This is a genomic window from Jezberella sp. (assembly GCF_964834465.1).
Map to the genome: position 1 here is coordinate 18,706 of NZ_CBAZRM010000012.1, position 19,732 is coordinate 38,437.

At 52.8% G+C, this 19,732-nt stretch carries 18 protein-coding genes and 1 pseudogene; 9 read left to right on the top strand and 10 right to left on the bottom strand.

What is annotated here, in order from left to right; translation table 11 throughout:
* Positions 1-4: 4 nt before the first annotated feature.
* Both eutB and AC1W8Y_RS10545 read right to left on the bottom strand, forming a co-directional pair.
* Positions 5-1,098 (bottom strand): annotated as a pseudogene (gene eutB, locus AC1W8Y_RS10540) (ethanolamine ammonia-lyase subunit EutB).
* Between the two features lie 27 nt (positions 1,099-1,125).
* Complete coding sequence (locus AC1W8Y_RS10545; RefSeq protein ID WP_482014439.1) at positions 1,126-2,049, bottom strand: CorA family divalent cation transporter; 924 nt, start codon at positions 2,047-2,049, stop codon at positions 1,126-1,128.
* Positions 2,050-2,179: 130 nt separating this feature from the next.
* Here AC1W8Y_RS10545 and AC1W8Y_RS10550 point away from each other — a divergent pair, with 130 nt between their 5' ends.
* On the top strand, positions 2,180-2,875 hold the full coding sequence (locus AC1W8Y_RS10550) for an SDR family oxidoreductase (protein ID WP_482014440.1): 696 nt from the start codon (positions 2,180-2,182) through the stop codon (positions 2,873-2,875).
* A gap of 38 nt (positions 2,876-2,913) precedes the next feature.
* On the opposite strand, the gene AC1W8Y_RS10555 is transcribed toward AC1W8Y_RS10550, so the two are convergent.
* The 5 genes from AC1W8Y_RS10555 to AC1W8Y_RS10575 all read right to left on the bottom strand — a co-directional run bounded on the left by AC1W8Y_RS10555 (position 2,914) and on the right by AC1W8Y_RS10575 (position 8,056).
* Positions 2,914-4,047 (bottom strand): DSD1 family PLP-dependent enzyme, encoded by a 1,134-nt coding sequence (locus AC1W8Y_RS10555; protein ID WP_482014441.1) that lies wholly within the window; start codon positions 4,045-4,047, stop codon positions 2,914-2,916.
* Positions 4,048-4,133: 86 nt separating this feature from the next.
* Positions 4,134-5,075, bottom strand: a complete 942-nt coding sequence (locus AC1W8Y_RS10560; protein ID WP_482014442.1) for an amino acid ABC transporter substrate-binding protein — start codon at positions 5,073-5,075, stop codon at positions 4,134-4,136.
* A complete protein-coding gene (locus tag AC1W8Y_RS10565) occupies positions 5,044-6,090 on the bottom strand; it encodes a phosphotransferase (RefSeq protein ID WP_482014443.1) in 1,047 nt (348 codons plus the stop codon). Before AC1W8Y_RS10565 ends, AC1W8Y_RS10560 begins: the two co-directional genes overlap by 32 nt.
* Entirely contained in the window at positions 6,090-6,890 is an 801-nt protein-coding gene (locus tag AC1W8Y_RS10570; protein WP_482014444.1) for an SDR family NAD(P)-dependent oxidoreductase, read from the bottom strand. Before AC1W8Y_RS10570 ends, AC1W8Y_RS10565 begins: the two co-directional genes overlap by 1 nt.
* A complete protein-coding gene (locus tag AC1W8Y_RS10575; protein ID WP_482014445.1) occupies positions 6,887-8,056 on the bottom strand; it encodes an acyl-CoA dehydrogenase family protein in 1,170 nt (389 codons plus the stop codon). Before AC1W8Y_RS10575 ends, AC1W8Y_RS10570 begins: the two co-directional genes overlap by 4 nt.
* Positions 8,057-8,163: 107 nt before the next feature.
* Between AC1W8Y_RS10575 and AC1W8Y_RS10580 the strand changes: the two genes are divergently transcribed.
* From AC1W8Y_RS10580 to AC1W8Y_RS10615, 8 genes are all read left to right on the top strand, one after another.
* Complete coding sequence (locus AC1W8Y_RS10580) at positions 8,164-9,036, top strand: PPC domain-containing DNA-binding protein (protein WP_482014446.1); 873 nt, start codon at positions 8,164-8,166, stop codon at positions 9,034-9,036.
* A 183-nt stretch (positions 9,037-9,219) separates the two neighbouring features.
* Positions 9,220-10,044: an enoyl-CoA hydratase gene (locus AC1W8Y_RS10585; RefSeq protein WP_482014447.1), complete on the top strand. Its 825-nt coding sequence runs from the start codon at positions 9,220-9,222 to the stop codon at positions 10,042-10,044.
* On the top strand, positions 10,041-10,709 hold the full coding sequence (locus AC1W8Y_RS10590) for a 3-oxoacid CoA-transferase subunit A (protein WP_482014448.1): 669 nt from the start codon (positions 10,041-10,043) through the stop codon (positions 10,707-10,709). Before AC1W8Y_RS10585 ends, AC1W8Y_RS10590 begins: the two co-directional genes overlap by 4 nt.
* Positions 10,706-11,422, top strand: coding sequence for a 3-oxoacid CoA-transferase subunit B (locus tag AC1W8Y_RS10595; protein WP_482014449.1), 717 nt, complete (start codon positions 10,706-10,708; stop codon positions 11,420-11,422). Before AC1W8Y_RS10590 ends, AC1W8Y_RS10595 begins: the two co-directional genes overlap by 4 nt.
* A 3-nt stretch (positions 11,423-11,425) precedes the next feature.
* The gene (locus AC1W8Y_RS10600) at positions 11,426-12,409 is read left to right on the top strand and encodes an NAD(P)H-dependent flavin oxidoreductase (protein WP_482014450.1); all 984 of its coding nucleotides are present in this window, start codon (positions 11,426-11,428) and stop codon (positions 12,407-12,409) included.
* Entirely contained in the window at positions 12,385-13,392 is a 1,008-nt protein-coding gene (locus AC1W8Y_RS10605; protein WP_482014451.1) for a hypothetical protein, read from the top strand. The genes AC1W8Y_RS10600 and AC1W8Y_RS10605 overlap by 25 nt, the downstream gene beginning before the upstream one ends.
* A 69-nt stretch (positions 13,393-13,461) precedes the next feature.
* Positions 13,462-14,592, top strand: coding sequence for a DSD1 family PLP-dependent enzyme (locus AC1W8Y_RS10610; protein ID WP_482014452.1), 1,131 nt, complete (start codon positions 13,462-13,464; stop codon positions 14,590-14,592).
* Between the two features lie 3 nt (positions 14,593-14,595).
* The gene (locus tag AC1W8Y_RS10615; protein ID WP_482014453.1) at positions 14,596-16,086 is read left to right on the top strand and encodes a M81 family metallopeptidase; all 1,491 of its coding nucleotides are present in this window, start codon (positions 14,596-14,598) and stop codon (positions 16,084-16,086) included.
* A 43-nt stretch (positions 16,087-16,129) separates the two neighbouring features.
* On the opposite strand, the gene AC1W8Y_RS10620 is transcribed toward AC1W8Y_RS10615, so the two are convergent.
* The 3 genes from AC1W8Y_RS10620 to AC1W8Y_RS10630 all read right to left on the bottom strand — a co-directional run bounded on the left by AC1W8Y_RS10620 (position 16,130) and on the right by AC1W8Y_RS10630 (position 19,570).
* Positions 16,130-17,098, bottom strand: coding sequence for a Bug family tripartite tricarboxylate transporter substrate binding protein (locus tag AC1W8Y_RS10620; protein ID WP_482014454.1), 969 nt, complete (start codon positions 17,096-17,098; stop codon positions 16,130-16,132).
* A 122-nt stretch (positions 17,099-17,220) separates the two neighbouring features.
* Positions 17,221-18,030: a TorF family putative porin gene (locus AC1W8Y_RS10625; RefSeq protein WP_482014455.1), complete on the bottom strand. Its 810-nt coding sequence runs from the start codon at positions 18,028-18,030 to the stop codon at positions 17,221-17,223.
* 55 nt (positions 18,031-18,085) lie between these two features.
* On the bottom strand, positions 18,086-19,570 hold the full coding sequence (locus tag AC1W8Y_RS10630) for an ammonium transporter (protein WP_482014456.1): 1,485 nt from the start codon (positions 19,568-19,570) through the stop codon (positions 18,086-18,088).
* Between the last annotated feature and the right edge of the window lie 162 nt (positions 19,571-19,732).

Sequence of the window (19,732 nt, forward strand, 5' to 3'; positions counted from 1 at the left end):
TGGCTCATACGAGTTTGCCCAGTGCTGTTGCAATACGTTGAGGGATGCTCTCGCCCAGACGAACGGTGTCCTCAGTTGAAAAGATGCCAAGGCGTTGAAGCCACGCTTCGAACTCGGGCGCTGGCTTTAACGCCAGCACTCGGCGAGCATAGAGGGCGTCATGAAATGAGGTGGTTTGGTAGTTCAGCATAATGTCATCCGCCCCTGGCACGCCCATGACAAAATTGCAACCTGCCGTCCCCAAGAGCGTCAGCAGAACATCCATATCATCTTGATCTGCCTCTGCGTGATTCGTATAGCAAACATCGCAGCCCATTGGCAGACCCATGAGCTTTCCGCAGAAGTGATCCTCCAGGCCCGCTCTGATGATTTGCTTTCCATCGAACAAGTATTCTGGTCCGATAAAACCGACCACGGTATTGATTAAAAGCGGCTTGAACTTGCGTGCAACCGCGTAGGCACGTGCCTCGCACGTCTGCTGATCGACCGCATGATTTGCCTGTGCGGATAGTGCGCTACCTTGTCCCGTTTCAAAATACATCACATTTTGACCAACGGTCCCACGGGTCAACGACTGCGCGGCATCATGCGCCTCCTGCAAGAGGGCTAAGTCAACACCGAATCAACGGGTGCACCGGCCTCGATGGCCATGAGGGTATTGGTCACATGCGTTAAGACGCAGGATTGGGTGGGGATCTGATACTCTGCAATGACGTCATTGAGCATATTGACGATTTTAATCACTTGCCGCAATGCCTGTGATGTCGTCCGTCGGATGGTTAGGTTGTAAGCGAGTGGCTAATCGTCCTTTTAATCCGATGGTGTTACCCCACGTGCGATCGCCTGCAATGTCCTAGTATCGACATCATCACTCAACAACCAGTTTCTGAAATCACCCACGGTTAAATGTGAAATCTGTGCAAAGGCTTGAGTGTCGTGTTCGTCAATGATTAGCCTAGTGACTTCGTCGTCCTCGTAGGGAATCAAACAATCTGTTAAAAATACCTTCAGAGGCAATGCGGCTAATGTCATCATGAGATCTTTCAGATCGTTGAAGACATATGAGCGTGAGCCGACGGTGTGTTGGTAACGGTGCATGGCGCAGTGTCAACGTTGTTGAAGTATTTAGATTAGCCTACGTTGGCGAAACCAAAAAATCGTCGCGCACACACTGAAAATCGGCAGCCCAATGCCGAAGCCCAAGAAGGCCGGCGTGCCGCTCAGATGATGGTCTAGCCAGTCAAAATTCATGCCGAAGAAACCAGTTAGCCAGGTAAGCGGCAGAAATATGGTGGAAACGATGGTGAGGCGATTAATCTGGTCCCCTTGCTTGGCGGCCAGGCTCGTCCCGTAGTCTTGCATGATATTTGATAACCATCGACTGCGGTCTTGCAAACGGCGTTCGACCTTTTCGACTTGTCCGGCGTAGTCGTTCAATTGTGCTGCCGCTTGATCGATGACGTCTGGCAGCGTCTCTACCCCAACAATGGCACTGCGCACTGAGCTGCTGTAACGGTCAATATCAAACCAGACAGCCTGAATTCGCCGGTCAAGCTCTGCCATGGCCAGATCCAGCGTGCTAAAGAGTAGTTGCAGTAAGACGCTGGCTGCATGAAGCATATTTTTTTCAAGCACGAGTGACCGTTCATGATAGCGCTGGCGTATCTCGCTCAGGCAATCGGGATCTCCCTGCCAGATGGTGACCATCATGTTTTTGACGGTTAAGAAATGCACTTCAATCAGAGGTCCGAAAGAGGGTGAGTGCCGATCTGCAATCCAAGTCACCGCAATCACCTGTTTCGGTCCGACCGACAATCGACCTGCTTGTCCGAAGCGCTGCATCCAAACCGTTTCAGAGGCATCTAGGCCAATGAGTCGGAGCAAGTCAGTGATGTCCTGAGCCGACGGATTGATAATGTCGATCCAACATGGCTTGTCGGCCTGCGTGAGTGCGGCAATACCCGCATGGGTGTTGAGCGCTTGGACACCCGCTGAGTTCGATACATACACCGACGCAGGTAGTTTTGTGGTGGCCGAGAGATGATCCATATATATGCTCCTAGACGGCATCAACTGATCTCATAAAAAATCAGGCTACTATCGATTCAGAGTAATACTATTTCTGTGTAAGCAACCAGAATAGTTGCTTTCTCACACGTTCAAGCCAAGGAATACACGAATGACGATCACTTATCTACTGACAGGTGCGAATCGAGGGATTGGGTTTGAGATGTCCAAAGCGGTGCTGACGTCTGGCAACCGGTTGATTGCCTTATGTCGCCATCCTGAGTCCGCCAGTGACTTGCGTGCACTGATTCAAGACGCCGATGGTAGAGGGGAAATCTATGGCGCAGACGTCTGTGATGAAAAGGCCTTGGATACCGTTGCGTCACAGATCGATCGGTGTATTGATGTGGTGGTCTGCAACGCTGGGGTGATGAGTCCGCGTGGCGGACTGACCGATGAGCAAAACACCGCCGATCGCGTAGCAACGGTGCTCATGACGAACATTGCTGGGCCATTTTTCACGGCAAGGGCGTTTTTAAAAAATCTTAGACATAGCCAGCATCCCAAGATTGCCATTATCTCTTCGATGATGGGTTCACAACGACACGAGAGCGGTTCTGCTTACTTTTACCGTGCCTCAAAAGCAGGGGTAAACAATGTCATGGTTACCTTGGCTAACGAGTTGAAATCACAAGGCATTGCGGTGGCCTCCTATCATCCCGGTTGGGTGCAAACGGATATGGGTGGAAGCGCCGCGGATATCCCGCCAGCCTTGAGCGCGTCCGAGTTAATTCAACGGTTTGACGAGCTTTCGCTCGCCAGCACCGGTGCATTTTTGAATTACGATGGCAGCCACTTACCGTTATGATCAGGTAAAGTTTGCACATCCAGTCGAGTGCTTGTCCCTCAGAACAAAGCGCCTCGGGCACTAACAGGCCAGACCTCTTCGATGATTTGGCCACGTATGGCAATTAACCAATTGTGTAAGTTGACGGTAGGGTCGCAGTGGCCGGGAATGAGTCTGACTTTATCGCCGATTTGTAAAGGCTCGGTCTCTGGTTCGTGAACAATGACCATGTGTTCATCAGAGATGGATTTCACCGACCACCCAGGAAGTACCATGTTGGGCAATCCGCTATCCGTGGCGAAGGCTTTCAAGCCTCCATCAAGCACTGCCTGCTTGTCCGACACGCTGATGACGGTGCATAGGCCATACAGGGCGTGTTGAAGTGCTGGGGCATTCTCGGCGAGCGTATTGGCGGAGTAGTCCCCATCCATCAAGACATATGACCCAGGCTGTACTTCGTTATAGACGCCGGAGTTCGACTCGAGTTCGTAGGTACCGGTGCCGCCACCTGCAACCGTCCGAATCTCGTGACCCTCTGATTGCAGGAGCTTGAGGGTTTGTTTGACCTTTTCGGCCGACGCAAACACGGCGTTTTGTCGATCTGCCGGTGATCTGAAGTGTTGCGCCGAACCGCCATAAGCCTGAATGCCAACGAGACGTAGATGGGGTGTGTACGACACGATGCTTCTGGCGAGCGCAAGCGCTGCTTCTGGCGTCTTAACGCCACATCGTCCCTGTCCCACATCGATTTCGACAAACATGTCGATATTGGTCTGATGCGTTTGGGCCGCTTGCGCTAATTGGTCAATTTGTTCGAGTGCATCGACACAAATACTGATCTTGGCGTATTTCGCCAAACGTGCCACTCGATCTGCTTTGCTTTTGCCATAAATTTCATTCGAAATCATGACATCTTGAATACCCGCTTCGACGAAAACTTGAGCTTCGCTGGCCTTCTGACAGCAGATGCCGATTGCCCCTGCGGCGATCTGACGTTTGGCAATGTCAACAGATTTATGTGCCTTTGCATGAGCTCTGATGCGAGCACCAGCGGCATGCACACGTGCGTGTACGTTTGCCAAGTTGAACTCCAAAGCGTCCAGATCAATGATCAATGCCGGCGTATCGACGGTACTAAGTGATGCACCAATCTGACCTGGAGACTGTTGCCAATCTGGTAAATCTTTGATCATGCGCAATCCTGATATGGAGTTCAATGAGAATGATACCGTGGCTGGCAAGGCCAAACACAACACAGAAACAAGTACAAAGGGTTCGGCTAGTGACTGGCCTTATCTGCTGACTTCGCATACAGCGTTTTCAACTCGGTAGACATTGGGGTCTCAAGTGACACGTTGTTAGGGGGGATAGGGCGTTCAAACCATTTTTTGTAAAGAACATTGATTTCATCTGAGTGCATGATGTCAGCCAAACTGCGGTCAACGATCGCTTTGAAGTCGCCGTCGTCTGTGGCGAGCATGCACCCATAGAGCTCTTTTGATAATGGTTCACCAACCAAAATCCACTTGTTGGGATGCTTCGCGGTCGCCCGTTCACCCAAAAGAACGGATTCGTCCATCATGAAAGCGTCGGCGCGATTACTTTCGAGTAAACGAAAAGCCTCGGCATTGTCCCGAGCCGTGATGATGTTGATCTTGTTACTGGTATTTCGATTGTATTGATGGCTTAACCGCTCTGAGGTTGTCCCCGAGGTGGTCGCCAGCTTCTTGTCGGTCAGATCTTGAATGCTTTGAATGTCAGAATCGTATGCCACCAAAAGGCGACTGCTGGATACAAAGAAGGGCGACGAAAAGGAGACTTGGCGCTGACGTTCAGGGGTGATCGATGTACTCGAACATTCAAGATCAATCCGACCGCTTTGAATCAAAGCGGTGCGATCTTGCGGAGAGAACTCAACGAAACGGTATTTGAGATCAGGCATTTTAAGTTGTGCTTTGAGATCGTCGACTACCCTCATCATCAAGTCTACCGAAAATCCGACGAACTCATTGTGGCCGAGCGTGTAACTAAAGGGCGGCGCCGATTCGCGAACCCCTAGCCGTATTTGGCCCGTGCTTCTGATGTTATTCAGGGTGCTGGGCGAGAGGCCTGCCGCCACTGTCTGTTGAATAGTAAAAAAACCTATTGCGATAACGCATGCCTTCAAGACTTGCAATTTATGCCAGCGCTTATACATGGCGTTGCTGATAACGATGGGCATACTGCAAAGCAAGTTCAGCCAGTGCACGGCCTTTTCTACCTGTTTCGATCGCGTCCGGCGCGGCAGCGGTACCATCCATCGCCCGGCGCAAAATGCCTTGCAGAATGGCACCCATTCGAAACAAGTTGTAAGCCATATAGAAGTCCCAGTGCTCCTGTCCGGTAAACCCAGTGGCGTCTAGGTAACGCTGCAGATATGCTTTCTCTTGCGGAATACCCAGAGCGTCAAGGTCTAAACCACCTATGCCTCGCCATAACGTCGGCGCGACATGCCAGCTCATGCAGTGATACGAGAAATCGGCCAAGGGGTGGCCTAAGGTCGATAACTCCCAATCAAGCAATCCAATGGCACGCGGCTCAGTCGGGTGAAATACCAGATTATCAAGACGAAAGTCACCATGTACGATACGAGTGACCTCACCCTCGGGAATCAGCTGAGGAAGCAAGTCAATCAATGCATACATGGCGGGAATATCTTCTGCAGGCGCCTCTTTGTAGCTTCGACCCCAGCGAGTAATCTGCCTGGCAAAATAATTTCCCGCCTTACCAAACGTATCGAGTCCAACTGCGTTCGGGTCAACTTGATGCAAGGCGGCAATCACGCGGTTCATTTCGGCGTATACGTCTCCTCGCTCGCGCTGATTCATATCCGGTAACGACTGATCCAGCATCACGCGTCCATCCAGAAATTCCATCAGATAGAAGGGCGTGCCGATAATCGAATCATCGTCACTGAAGGCGTACACTTTTGGCACGGGCACATCACTGCCTTGCAGCGCACGGATCACGCGATACTCGCGATCCACTGCGTGCGCCGACGGTACCAATGGCCCAGAGGGCTTTTTTCGCAAAACATACTGTTGTGAGCCTGACTTAATGCGAAAGGTGGGATTGGACTGCCCGCCGGTCAATTGAGAAGCCGATAAGGCAAGCTGATCGATCAGCCCTTGAGCGTGCATCCAATTCGCCAGCGCATCAACGTCGATGTTGTTGCCTGCGGAAATAACTGAACTCATTACAAACTACTCACAAGGTGACCCCAGTCGACGGCGAGGCTCGTCCCCGTCATGGCGAGGCTTGCGTCGGAGGCTAGCAACATGAGCGGGCCTTCAAGATCAGACATCTGGCAGAAACGGCGCCCAGGGATTCTAGACATGAGCTTTTGCCCGGCATCGCTTTGCAGAAAATCGCTGTTGAGATCGGTTGCCACATACCCAGGTAAAAGCGCGTTGACCCTGATTTGATGGCGAGCTAACTCAAGCGCCATGGCCTTAGTCGCTTGCACGACGCCTGCTTTCGAAGTGGTGTACGCAATCACAGCGCCAGCGACCCGTTCGCCCAAAATGGATGCGACGTTGATAATGCTGCCGCCTTTGCCGTGTTTGATCATCCTGCGTGCGGCCTCTGTGTCGACCAACCAGACGCCTTTCAGATTTGTATCAATCACATGATCCCAATCTGCTTCGGTTTGATCCAACAAGGGCTTGGCCACCGTTGTGCCTGCGTTGCTCACGACAATATCCGGGGCACCAATGCGTGTCTCTATTTCATCAAAACAGTGACGCACACTGTCGGCGTTCGATACATCCAGAGCAACCGCATGAGCATGCCCGCCAGCGGCTTCAATCTCTTTGACCAAGGCCTGCAGCTTGTCGACGCGCCGCGCGGCGACGATCACCTCGGCGCCCGCCGCTGCGAGCGTTTGAGCGAGATGGCGACCGATGCCGCTTGAAGCACCTGTCATCAGAGCAACTTTTCCTGTCAAGTCAAAAAGTGTCTGTGGATTTGATTGGCGGGAGGGTATGGCTGAACTCATGGCCGAACCCCTGCCTCAATGATCTTGCGCGCCATGCTCCAGCGATGAACCTCATTTGGACCGTCATAAATCCTGAATCCACGCATATCCATAAAAATACGAGACAAGATCTTTTCGCCAGTGACACCTTGACCGCCGAGCACTTGTACACATCGATCGATCACTCGCCATTCGGCCTCAGAGCAGATGACTTTGGCGCGGCTTGATTCGAAATTACAGGTTTGGCCTTGATCTAATAACCACGCCGTATGCCAAATATGAAGTCGAGCTGTGGTGATGTCCATGTCATTGTCAGCCAGCATAAAACCAACGCCTTCGTGTTTGCCCAGAATACGACCAAATGCCTCTCGTTTGCTCGCATAGTCAACGGCGATGTCATGGGCGCGTCTTGCCTGACCTAGCCACCTCATACAGTGCGTCAAGCGAGCAGGGGCCAGCCGAATTTGGGCGTACCGAAAGCCCTTGCCTACCTCTCCCAATACATCGGTTGCGGGAATTCTGACATCTTTGAATTCCATCACGACGTGTCCACCTGAAAAACAGGCATCCATCGAGTCCATACTCCGAACGACCTGTATGCCAGGTCGATCCATATCACTTAAAAACATCGTGGCAGAACCGTCTTCGAGCTTCGCCATGATGATGCAATACGAAGCGCCTTCGCCTCCCGTGATGAACCATTTTGTGCCGTTGATGATGTAATTGTCACCGTCCTTGACTGCGGTGGTGGTCATCATGGACGGATCGGCGCCGGCGCCCGGTGACGGCTCGGTCATGGCAAAACAAGATCGGGTTCGGCCTTCGACTTGAGGTCGCAACCAGCGTTCTTTTTGCGCCTCGGTCGCAACGATTTCCATCAAATGTATATTGCCCTCATCTGGGGCATGAATATTCATGGCAGTGGGGCCGAGCGTTGAGTAACCGGCTTCTTCGAAAACAATGGCTTTGTCGATGTGACTTAATCCCAATCCACCCAGCTCTTGTGATGCGTGCGGGGTCAACAGACCCGCTTGCCGAGCAAGTGCGATGAGTTCTTGCCTCAAGTCCTCACTCGGTCCGTGTGCCGTCACCCTCGGATCTGTCTCGTACGGAATGATTTTCTCTGCAATAAACGCTTTGGTACGGTCTTGCAGATCTTTTTGCGCTTCGGTCAAAGTGAAGTTCATAGGTCACGTTTACAGTCATGGGGATGGTCGAATTGTAAATAGTATTCTAGTATTGGCCTTGACGATCACTGAATTGGCAGCGACCATAAGGTCTGCATAATAAGACGATGAGACAAATCAAACATCCCGGACCAGCCGTTGACAACACCTCGACGGCTTTACTGAGTAACGTCCGAATCGTGCACGCTGAGTTAACCGAAGGGCTAACCTTATTGGACAGTGTGGCTGCTGCGCTTGGCCGATTTGACAGTGATAGTGCGGTTCTGAGGTTAACGGGCGGGGGGTTTAGTCGTTTTTGCTATCACCTGCCAGCACTATCGGATCACCCCGAGCACGCGGTTTTCTTTAGCGAGAAAATCGTCGACACAGATGCGGTCGACCTGGAAATTGCCACCATTACGTTTGGGCATAGGGATGGTGCTCCTTGGTTGCACTGCCACGCAATCTGGCTAGCGCCCGACGGCAGCAGGCGTTGCGGGCACTTGGTGCCCGATGAAATTCTGGTCGCCAGTGCGATCCAGGCAGAAATTTGCTTAATCGAGTCAGTCCGTTTCGAGGTTGCCTTTGACACCGAAACGAATTTCTCTTTGTTTAAACCTCGAAGGCTTGACTGTCGACCACTCGTCGACTGGCCAGCTCAGGAGAAGCAGCAGGGTCTGATTGTTCGTGCCGTCCCCAATCAAGATCTGTGCGAAACACTTGAACAGTTGTGTGCTGCACACCACTGGCGAGAGGCTCAGATTTATGGCGGAGTCGGTAGTTTGATTTGCGCAGACTTCGCTGACGGCAGACAGGTCGAGCAGCTTGCGACTGAGCTATTGATCGAGCGGGGACGCGTTGCGGCTGACACGGACGGCAATCTTCGCGCAGACATCGATATCGCCCTCGTGGATTACACCAGCAATGTGAATAGGGGTCGTATTGCTCGGCATATCAACCCTGTGCTTGTGACGTGTGAATGTGTCCTTGTGGCAAAGTAGGTCGACAGGCGGAAAAGGCAAACAGCTTGAAGCCAAGGCAGAGGTGGAGAATGGGCTTGTCTTCAACAAAATTTGAGTAAGATCCAGTGGGCAGCCCCGAACGGGTACCCTGTCATGCTATATAAATGCCTATGTGATCCATTCAAAGAGAATCACAAGAAAATAAAATAAGGACGAGACAAAATGACGCACAGCAGTTCAGATCAGTCTGCACACCTACTGACGCACCTTGAAAGCGGGATACTCACCATCACGCTGAACAGACCCGAGCGGCGCAATGCCTTAAGCCCAGAAATGCATGATTTGTTTAAACAGGCATTGTTGGACGCCTCAACCGACAGCGGGGTGGGCGCGGTGGTCCTGACGGGATCGGGCGGTGCTTTTTGTGCGGGAGGTGATGTTGCCCGTATGGCCGGTCCTGGCGTGGGGGCATTAACGTTTGAAGATAAAGTCGCCCAGTTGCGCAGTAAAAATCAAGTGACCGAGCTGTTGCATAAAATGCCAAAGCCGACCATTGCCATGATGAGCGGGGCCGCAGCAGGGGCTGGGCTATCGCTCGCGATGGCCTGCGATATTCGAATTGCTGATACGACGTCGAAATTCACGACTGCGTTTATCAAGGTGGGTTTGCCAGGCGATTTCGGTGGACATTACTTTTTGCCTCGTTTAGTCGGTGCTGCAAAAGCACGCGAACTGTACATGTTATCTCCGCTGTTGACCGGGCAAGAGGCACTCAATATTGGGCTCATCCATCAATTGGTTGAACCCGATGCCTTGCAGGCTACCGTCAAAACGCTAGCCAAGAAGTTTGCTGACGGCCCTAGAGCGGCGATTGGACACATGAAAGCAAACTTGAACTACGCGCTCGACGCCTCGTTGTCGGATCTGCTCGATCACGAGGCGATCAGGCATGTGCGCTGCACTGACACGGCGGATCACAAAGAGGCGACGCAAGCCTATGTCGAGAAGCGCGCACCTCGTTTTGATCAAGGTCGCTCATCATCATGATAGATAAACGTGTCGACACAATCGCTCAGGCAATGCAAGGGATCAAAGATGGGGCTGTCATTTTAATTGGCGGGTTCGGGGTGTCTGGTCGCCCCGGTCAATTGTGTGAAGGTTTGTTAGAACTGGGTGTCAAAGATTTGACCATCGTCGCCAATACCGCGACCGGTGGGGGCGACGTCATCGAGAACCTCATCAAGGCGGGACGGATTCGCAAAGTGGTGTCGTCTTATCCGAGAAGCATCTTTGGAAAAACAGCGTTCGATAGCGAGTACACGGCGGGCCGAATAGAACTTGAACTCGTTCCACAAGGCACGCTGGCTGAACGGATACGTGCAGGCGCGGCTGGGATTGGTGGCTTCTTTACTAAGACGTCTGCCGGCACCGACCTGGCCAAAGGCAAAGAGACGCGTCTGATACGAGGGCAAGTTTATGTACTTGAAGAGCCCATCACTGGGGATGTGGCCCTGATTAACGCCAAACAGGGTGACCGCTGGGGTAATCTGGTCTATCACCGCGGCGCACGAGTCAATAACCCGGTGATGGCGGGCGCGGCCAAGCTGGCTATTGCACAAGTGCGTGAAATCGTTGAGCTCGGTGCTTTAGACCCAGAGGTGATCGTCACACCGGGCTTGTTTATTGATCGACTGGTGGAGGTCAGACCATGAAAGGGTTGAGTCGTCAGACGTTTGCGCAAATTGCCGCGCAAGATATGCCAGATGGCAGTTGTGTCAATTTGGGGATCGGTCTGCCAACGATGATGGCGGATTACGTTCCGGTCAATCGCGAAATCATGTTGCACAGTGAACAGGGGATGCTCGGTCTGGGGCCCAAGCCTGAGCCCGGATTTGAGGACGATGACGTGATCAGCGCGGGCAAGACACCTGTGACTTTAGTCAAAGGTGCGTCGATATTTAGTCACAGCGATTCGTTCTTGATGATTCGCGGTGGGCATGTCGATATCTCTTGCTTGGGCGCATTTCAGGTAGCTGCCAACGGCGACCTCGCAAACTGGTCAACGGGTGACTCGTCCCATACGCCCGCAGTCGGCGGTGCGATGGATCTCGCCGCGGGTACACCGCATGTCTGGGTGCTGATGGAGCATTGTCAGAAAGACGGTTCGCCTCGAATTCTTGAGCGCTGCACTTACCCGCTCACTGCATCACAGTGTGTGAGTCGCATCTATACGAATTTGGCGCTCATCCTGGTCACTGAGCAAGGTTTAGTCGTTCAGCGCATGGCCGCTGATATTGATTTCGAGTCCTTGCAATCACTCACAGGGGCGAAGTTGACGATGAGTCCCACGTGCACTGAATATCGTCCTCTGAGCGATGCTGAGGTTCTCAATTATCATCCTCATCTTTCACCGGTAGTCACTTAAATCATGCAAACTGTCATCACAAAAATGTTGGGTATTGAGCATCCTATCGTGCAAGGTGGAATGCAATGGGTTGGCCGGGCGGAACTGGTCGCCGCCGTTTCGAACGCAGGGGCTTTGGGGACGTTAACCGGGTTAACGCAGCCAACACCTGACGCCTTACGCCTTGAGATAGAACGGGTGAAAGGCATGACGGATCGTCCGTTTGCGGTGAACCTGACGCTGCTTCCTTCGTTGAAGCCGATTCCCTATGAAGAGTATCGGGCAGCGATCATTGAGTCGGGCGTAAAAATCGTTGAGACAGCGGGTAATAACCCCTCGGCTCACATGCCCGCCTTCAAGGCGGCAGGCATCACGGTGATTCACAAATGTACCACTGCACGTCACGCACTAAAGGCGCAACAGATAGGTGTGGATATCGTCAGTATCGACGGCTTTGAGTGTGCAGGTCATGTGGGTGAAGAAGACATTCCGGGGCTCATCCTGATCCCGGCGACCGTTGCACAGTTAACCATCCCTGTGATTGCATCGGGTGGATTCGGCGATGGGCGAGGTTTGGTGGCGGCCCTGGCACTGGGCGCAGAGGGCATCAATATGGGGACTCGCTTCATGTGTACGAAAGAAGCCCCAATTCACGACAATATCAAACAAGCGATTGTTGCTGGCAGCGAAACCGGCACTGCCTTGATCTTGCGCAGCTTGCGTAATAGTAGCCGCGTGGCGAGAACCGCCTTGTCTGAAAGTATTATTGGCATGGAGAAAGAGGGCTTGGGTATCGAGCAGATTGGCCCGCACGTATCCGGTCTGAAAGGGCGAGGGGTGTACGAAGTGGGTGACACCGAAGGGGGTATCTGGTCAGTCGGCATGGTGCAGGGGTTGATTAACGACATACCCTCTTGCGAAGTGCTGATCAATCGGATTGTTGGTCAAGCGCAGGCGCTCATCGAGGGTAGACTAACGAGACTATGTGTGAGCAGGGCAGTCGCCTGACGCTTGCGCCAAACATCAACCCTGAAGCGGCCAGCCCCATGTTTGACCCAACGCTAGACGATCACCCGATTATGCAGCAGGTCAAGCACGCCATTGTGCTTAATCGATATCCGGGTTACCACTTCGTCGGTAATTTCGTTGGACAAGTATTTAATCAAGTACAACTCACGCAATCACTGCTAACGTTACCTTTGGGGGAGCATTTGCTCGACAAGCACGGGCAAGTTCACGTGGCTGCATTCGCCATCATTACCGATATGGGCTTAGCGACGGGGATCAGATCTGGTTTAGAGCCTTCAACGCGTTTGGCGACGGTTTCGCTGAGCCTGCAGCTAACGTCCGCGCCACGATACGGTGAATTGACGGTGGCGAGTGCCTCAGAGGGGTTTGTCATTGGTGCCGCAGGCAAAGAAGGCTTGAGTAGTACCAAGGTACATGCCAATGGAGAATTGGTTTGCTTTGGTACAGGTAGTTTCATGATTTTGCCGCCACCACCTGGTGTTGAACTGCATCCAATCCCCTGGATCAAACAGCTGGCGCCGACTGAGTCTGTGTTTGACCCTGCGCAGTTGACAGAGTCAGAGGCCGAAATTGTCAAACTCGCCAGGGTTGCACTTCATCATTCGTCGCAAGAGGGGGGTGATTTTCTCACCCATTTTCTTGGGTTTTATCCCGAAGCCATCAAAGGGGCTGCTCACTGTGTCATTAAAAACGGCCCGCACATCGGCAATCGAGTGGGGCACGTACAGGGCGGTATTACACTGACCCAAGCCATGGTGACGGCCAATGCGGCGCTGGGTGAGGGTTGGCTGATGACGGCTGTTCACGCCAGTTACATCAGCCCTGGACAAGGCGAGACTATTACTTCGGATTCCAAAGTTGTTCATCATGGCCGGATGACCGCCGTCGTGAGAACGAAGTTAATGAGCAGCAACGGACGGCAAGTGCTCGATGTTGTCAGTAATCATGTCAAACGGTCCTGATCAATGATCCTGTCTCCGTCGGCGCCTCAATTGTTTAACGACTGTATTGAATGAGTTTTTAATTTACCGATGAAACTGAACGAAGTGAGCACCCCGGCAGCCGTGATAGATCTCTTGGCCGTACAGCGTAATATTGACCGGATGCAAAAGAAGATTGATGCTTTTGGCATTCAGTTCAGGCCCCACGTCAAGACCACTAAGTGCGTCGAAGTCACAAAGATGCAATTACAAGCGGGGGCTCGTGGTATCACCGTCTCAACCCTGAAAGAAGCCGAGCAGTTTTTCGCTGCGGGCATCAACGACATTCTTTACGCCGTCGGCATGGTGCCCAGCAAACTTGCACAGGCTTATGCATTAATTGACAAGGGCTGTGATCTCACGTTGCTCACCGATAGCGTTGAGTGCGCACAAGCGATCAGCAAATTCGGTCAATCAAAAGGGGTGACATTCAACGTCTTGATTGAAATCGATACTGACGGTCACCGATCAGGCGTAGCCCCAGATGCGCAATTACTGCTTGATGTGGCACAGGCCCTGCATCAGCCGGGCGCGACCATTGCGGGCGTGATGACGCATGCTGGCTCGAGCTATGACTTAAACACCGCTGAGGCACTCATTGCCATGGCCGAGCAAGAGCGACGGTTGTGCGTTCATGCGGCTGACAGGCTGCGCGCAGCCGGTTATTCTTGCGCGACCGTGAGCGTTGGATCAACGCCGACGGCACTGATGGCTCGCCATCTTGATGGGGTCACTGAAGTCAGAGCAGGGGTGTATGTGTTCTTTGACTTGGTGATGCACAACGTTGGCGTGTGCCAGCTGAGTGAAATCGCGCTGAGCGTGGTGACAACGGTGATTGGCCACCAGGCCGAGAAAGGATGGGCCATCGTTGATGCCGGTTGGATGGCCATGAGTCGAGACCGTGGCACGCAAAAACAACGGCATGACTTTGGCTATGGTCAGGTCTGCGCACTCGATGGTCAGCCATTAGAAGGGTTGGTGATGCACGGTGCCAACCAAGAGCATGGCATCATTTCAAATCCTGATGTACCCCTCAAGGATATCGTTGATCGATTGCCTGTTGGGACTCAATTGCGAATTCTTCCCAATCACGCTTGCGCCACAGGGGCTCAGTTTCCTGAGTATCAGGCTCTTGACGCATCAGGCCAGATTAACGCCTGGCCGCGATTTTATGGATGGTAAAAAATGACCAAACGAATTGTTGTTGCCCGGTTTCAGCACGAGACGAACACGTTTTCACCGATTCCAACGCCGCTTGAAGCCTTTGACCCTCTGTGGGACGAGGCGGTGCTGCAACAAGAGCAGCACGCTCGGACTGCGGTCGGTGCTTTGATAAAAACGGCGCTTTCGACAGGGGCTCAGGTCGTGACGCCCGTGTCAGCCATGGCTAATCCCAGTCAAACAGTTTCTCGATTGGCTTATGAAACGGTCTGCAACAAAATTGTGGATGCTATCCGGCCAGGGTGTGACGCGATTTTGCTTGATCTGCATGGTGCGATGGTCGCTGAAGATGCACCCGACGGCGAAGGTGAGCTGCTCGCGAGGATCCGGCAAATTGCGCCGTCTACCCCCTTGATTGTTGCCCTGGATTTGCATGCCAACGTGACCCCACGCATGGCAGCAAATTGCGACGTCATGGTGAGCTATAAAACCTATCCCCATATCGACATGTTTGAGACCGGTGATCATGCGGGTCGGATTTTTCTGGACATGTTCGCCGGGCGAACGAGACCCATCATGGCCTATCGACAGATTCCGGTGCTGTCGCATACGCTGTGTAGCAATACCACTCAGGGGGCGATGCAAGCGGCTGTTGAAGCCGCGCACAAAGCTGAGCAGCGCCCAGGGGTGCTCGCGGTATCGGTCTTGGCGGGATTTGCACTCGCTGATTTTCACGATGCAGGGATGTCTGTGGTGGTCGTGACTGATAACAATCAACCACTCGCCGATGAGGTCGCTAATGGTATCCAAGCGCTGATCCTCAAGCACCGTGAAGGGTTCTTCTACCAAAGTGCCCCCTTGGCTCGGTCTCTGTCGCAAGCTGTTGAGTTGTCACGGGGCCCAGGCTCTGGCCCTGTCCTTTTGCTGGATCACAGTGACAACGTGATGTCTGGCGGCACTTGCGACACCATGGATGTGTTGGCTGGTGCGTTGCGCCACGGGCTCACGAATATCGCTGTTGGTCCTATCGCAGATCCTCAGGTGGCGCAGCAAATGATATCAGCCGGCCTTGGTGCAACGGTGACGGTTGACTTAGGCAACAAAGCTGGGTGGCTGAGCTTGGGTAAAGCACCCGCACCATTAAGACTGACGGGAACAGTCAGATCGCTCACTGATGGCAGCTTCAAAGTCACAGGTCCGATTTTCACAGGGGCAATCGCCAAGATGGGCCCGACGGCCGTGCTCGATACGGGATCGGCGCAAATCGTTATCACAACTGAGCGGATTGAGCCTTACGACCTTGGCACACTGACCAGTTGCGGGATTAGCTTAGAAGACAAGTCGTTTGTTCTATTGAAATCCCGTATCTACTGTCGGCCGGTTTTCGTGCCCATCAGTAAAGGACTCGTTGAGTGTGATTCTGATGAAGGGGGACCAACGAGTTCAAACTATGCCCGCTTTGATTTCAAGCACATCCGCAGTCCCATTTATCCCTTTAGTCCTCAAGTCGGTTGATAGACTCAGACCAACCGACACTTTGGATTCATCGGTCTGCGCGCTAGTCAGGGGTTAACCCCGCACGGTCAAAAGCTCGCTTCCAAGAGACCAATTGTTCTGCGGTGAAAGACGCGAGCGCAGCAGGCGTTGAACCTGCCAAGTCGAAACCTTGCTTGGCGACTTGTGCAGCGACATCCGGATCTTTGATGGCAGCGTTAATGGCGGCGCTCATCCGCTGCGTAATGGCGTCTGGCAGGTTGGCAGGTCCGTAGAACGCTGCGAAGGTCACCGCGTCTAGCGCAGGAAGCCCAGCCTCTTGAGCTGTGGGCACATTGGGTAATAATGGTGATCGATTTTTAAGCAGCACTGCCATTGCATTTAACTTGCCGGCGTTGATATGAGACATCGTGCTAGTGGGTGTCGCAAACGTAAATTGAATATGCTGACCAAGAATATCGCTGACCGTAGGGGCCTCACCTTTATAGTTGATCATATTCAGATCAACCTGTGAGTTTGTTTTGAACAAGCTTTGCATGAGTTGCGTCACGCTACTGTAGCTGCCGTAATTTAACTTGTCCGGGTTCTTTCGGCCGTATGCAATAAGCTGTTCAACCGTCTTTGGCTCGATCGCTGGGCTCGCAACCAGCACATAGACGTAATACCCCATCAAAGAGACAGGGGTAAATGATTTAATTGGGTCATAAGGTGGCTTGAGCTTGAGCAGAGGCACCTGCATCATCGGCGTATTCGAGGCCAGAAAAAACGTGTATCCATCTGGATCGGACCGAACCACATACTCACCTGCAATGGCCCCGTCTGCACCCGGTTTGTTCTCAACGAGAACAGCTTGCCCAAGTGTCTTGGACATGTGCTGACTGAGGATTCGTGCAACAACGTCGGTTGAGCCGCCGGGTGGAAACTGCAAAACAATTTTGACCGGTCGACTGGGCCAGTCTTGAGCGTTAACCGTAAAGCCAGTTAACAACAGGCTCAACAGTAAGCAAGCGTTGCGCAAATATGTTTGAATCATTGTTGTCTCCGGATCCGAGTCCTTAAACGGGCTCTTGTGCACTGATCCGGACTATATCTGCATTCTCACTCCCCTGTAAACCAGCTTGATCGCTGGTTGACAGAGTTAGTGTGGGTATTAACTTAAAACGTTTTGGTGACAGCGAAGACTGCCGCACCCTTGCCGAGATTGGCACCAGTTGGGCTCGTGTAAGCTGCCGTGTTGGCGTTTGTGCCGACATAGCTCACGTTGGCAGAGAAGCCTTCGCCGAAGTCTTTCGTGACGCCGAGTTTCCAGTCTGTATAGGAGTACAGACTGCTGTTTGATCCGCCTGCAGGGTTGTCGCCCGCCAAGTATTGATAACCCACATGGCCGTTGAGCGATAAGCCCCATACGCCAGTGTCGTAGGCTAAGGTCAGATCGCCGTATTTTGAACCTCGGCTGTTAGCCGTTCCGAACAGTGTGCTAAGCGAATACGAAAACTTGACGTAACCAGTGAGAGGGCCAAACGTAAAGTTCTGGGCCGCATAGGCTTCGGTGGTGTTGGGGCTGACTCCGTCACTCGGATACCCTGACGATGGATAATAATATTGCAAGATGCCGACGTCAGCGATGAAACCCTCAGACCAGTCGTGCTTGTAGCCACCATAAAAGTCCATTTCGATGGGGGCTGACGTGCCTTTGTTGGCATCAGAGATCCAGCTAATGGTTGAGTTCCAATTGCCGATGTAGAAACCGCTCTCATGCGCGTAGTCAAACCCACCTTGGACAGCTGGTTGAAAGTTTGATTGCGAGAGACCACGATACCGGTATTCGCTAACCACAGAGGCGTTGGCCGTAAATGGGCTTGGGGCCGCTGCGGGTTCTTCCGCCAGTGCGACCTGGGTGTAAGCCGCGCCCGTTAATGTGCATGCCAAGGCAAGGACAGTGACAGATTTCGATAAGAGTTGCATGAGTGCTCCGGGAGTTATTTAGCACGTGCTTAAAGCAAACTGATTAAGGTGAAGCTTAATTTTCGTAGGCAGACTCGCCATGCGAGGTGATGTCAAGGCCTTCACGCTCTTCATCCTCTGGGACACGCAGTCCGATCACGATATCGACCAATTTGAAGGCAATGAACGAGACCACACCTGACCAGATCAACGTCGTCAGGACGCCTTGGGACTGAATCCAGAGTTGACCGAGCATGTCGTAGTCTTTGGCAGTAGCATTGGTGACGTAGTCGTAGATGCCTGTGCCGCCCAAGGAGGGGGCTGCAAACACGCCTGTTAGAAGGGCACCCAATATCCCGCCAACACCATGTACACCGAAGACATCCAAGGAGTCGTCTGAACCCAACAGCTTTTTCAGACCGTTGACACCCCATAAACAAACAATGCCAGCTAGCGCACCAATGACCAGGGCGCCCATCGGGCCGACAAAACCAGCAGCGGGGGTGATGGCCACCAAACCTGCGACGCAACCCGATGCACCACCCAGCACGGATGGCTTGCCTTTAGAAATCCACTCAGCAAAGGTCCAGCCTAATACTGCAGCAGCGGTTGCCAAGAAGGTGTTCACAAAGGCGAGAGCAGCTGTGCCATTGGCTTCAAGCGCTGAGCCAGCGTTGAATCCGAACCAGCCGAACCACAGTAGCGATGCGCCCGTCATGACATGAACCATGTTGTGTGGCTTCATGATTTCGCGGCCGTAACCGAGGCGCTTGCCAATCACAAATGAGCCAACCAGACCGGCAATGGCCGCATTGATATGAACGACAGTACCACCGGCGAAATCAAGCACCCCTTTCTGAAACAACCAGCCTGCCTTGGCTGTCATCGCATCAAGTGAAGCGGCATCTTTGACGTCGTCTGGACCAGGCCAGAACCAAACCATGTGGGCAATCGGCAGGTAGCTGAAGGTGAACCACAACACCATGAAGCACAGGATTGCAGAAAACTTGGCACGCTCAGCAAAAGCACCGATGATCAGACAGCATGTGATCGTTGCAAAGACCGCCTGAAACGCCATGAAGACAAACTCAGGAATGACAACGCCCTTGCTGAAAGTGGCTGCATTGGTATCCGGCGTCAATCCAGCCAGAAATAATCGGTCGAATTTTCCGATCCAAGCTGAGCCCTCGGTGAACGCGAGGCTATAGCCATAGATCGACCAGAGGACAGTAATTAAAGAAAAAATCACCATACACTGAGCGCAGACCGACAGGATGTTTTTCGCCCGCGTTAAGCCGCCGTAGAACAAAGCCAGACCTGGCAATGTCATGAGAAGAACCAGTGCCGTTGAGATCAACATCCATGCGGTATCCCCTTTGTTGGGGGTCGGCGGCGTGACCGCCGCGGCATCGCCGGCGGCTGCAGGTGCTGCAACGGCCGCTGCTGTGGCTGCCGGTTTAGCGTCTTGCGCATGCGCGACGGGCGCGATGCTAAGACTAGCCGCGCTCAACATAAACGCGACTGCCGCTAAGGCTAGAGATCGTTTTATCCAAGTTAACATGAAGATCCTCTTTAGTGATTGAAACTCATTACATTAGTTCGGAAACTAATTATTGATTGACTTGTCACGATCTAAGCAAGAGCCATGCCAGACTGCCTATGTGCGCTGCAACAATAATGTCACATAGAAAGAACGGATAAAACGGCGATAAACGTTTTCAAT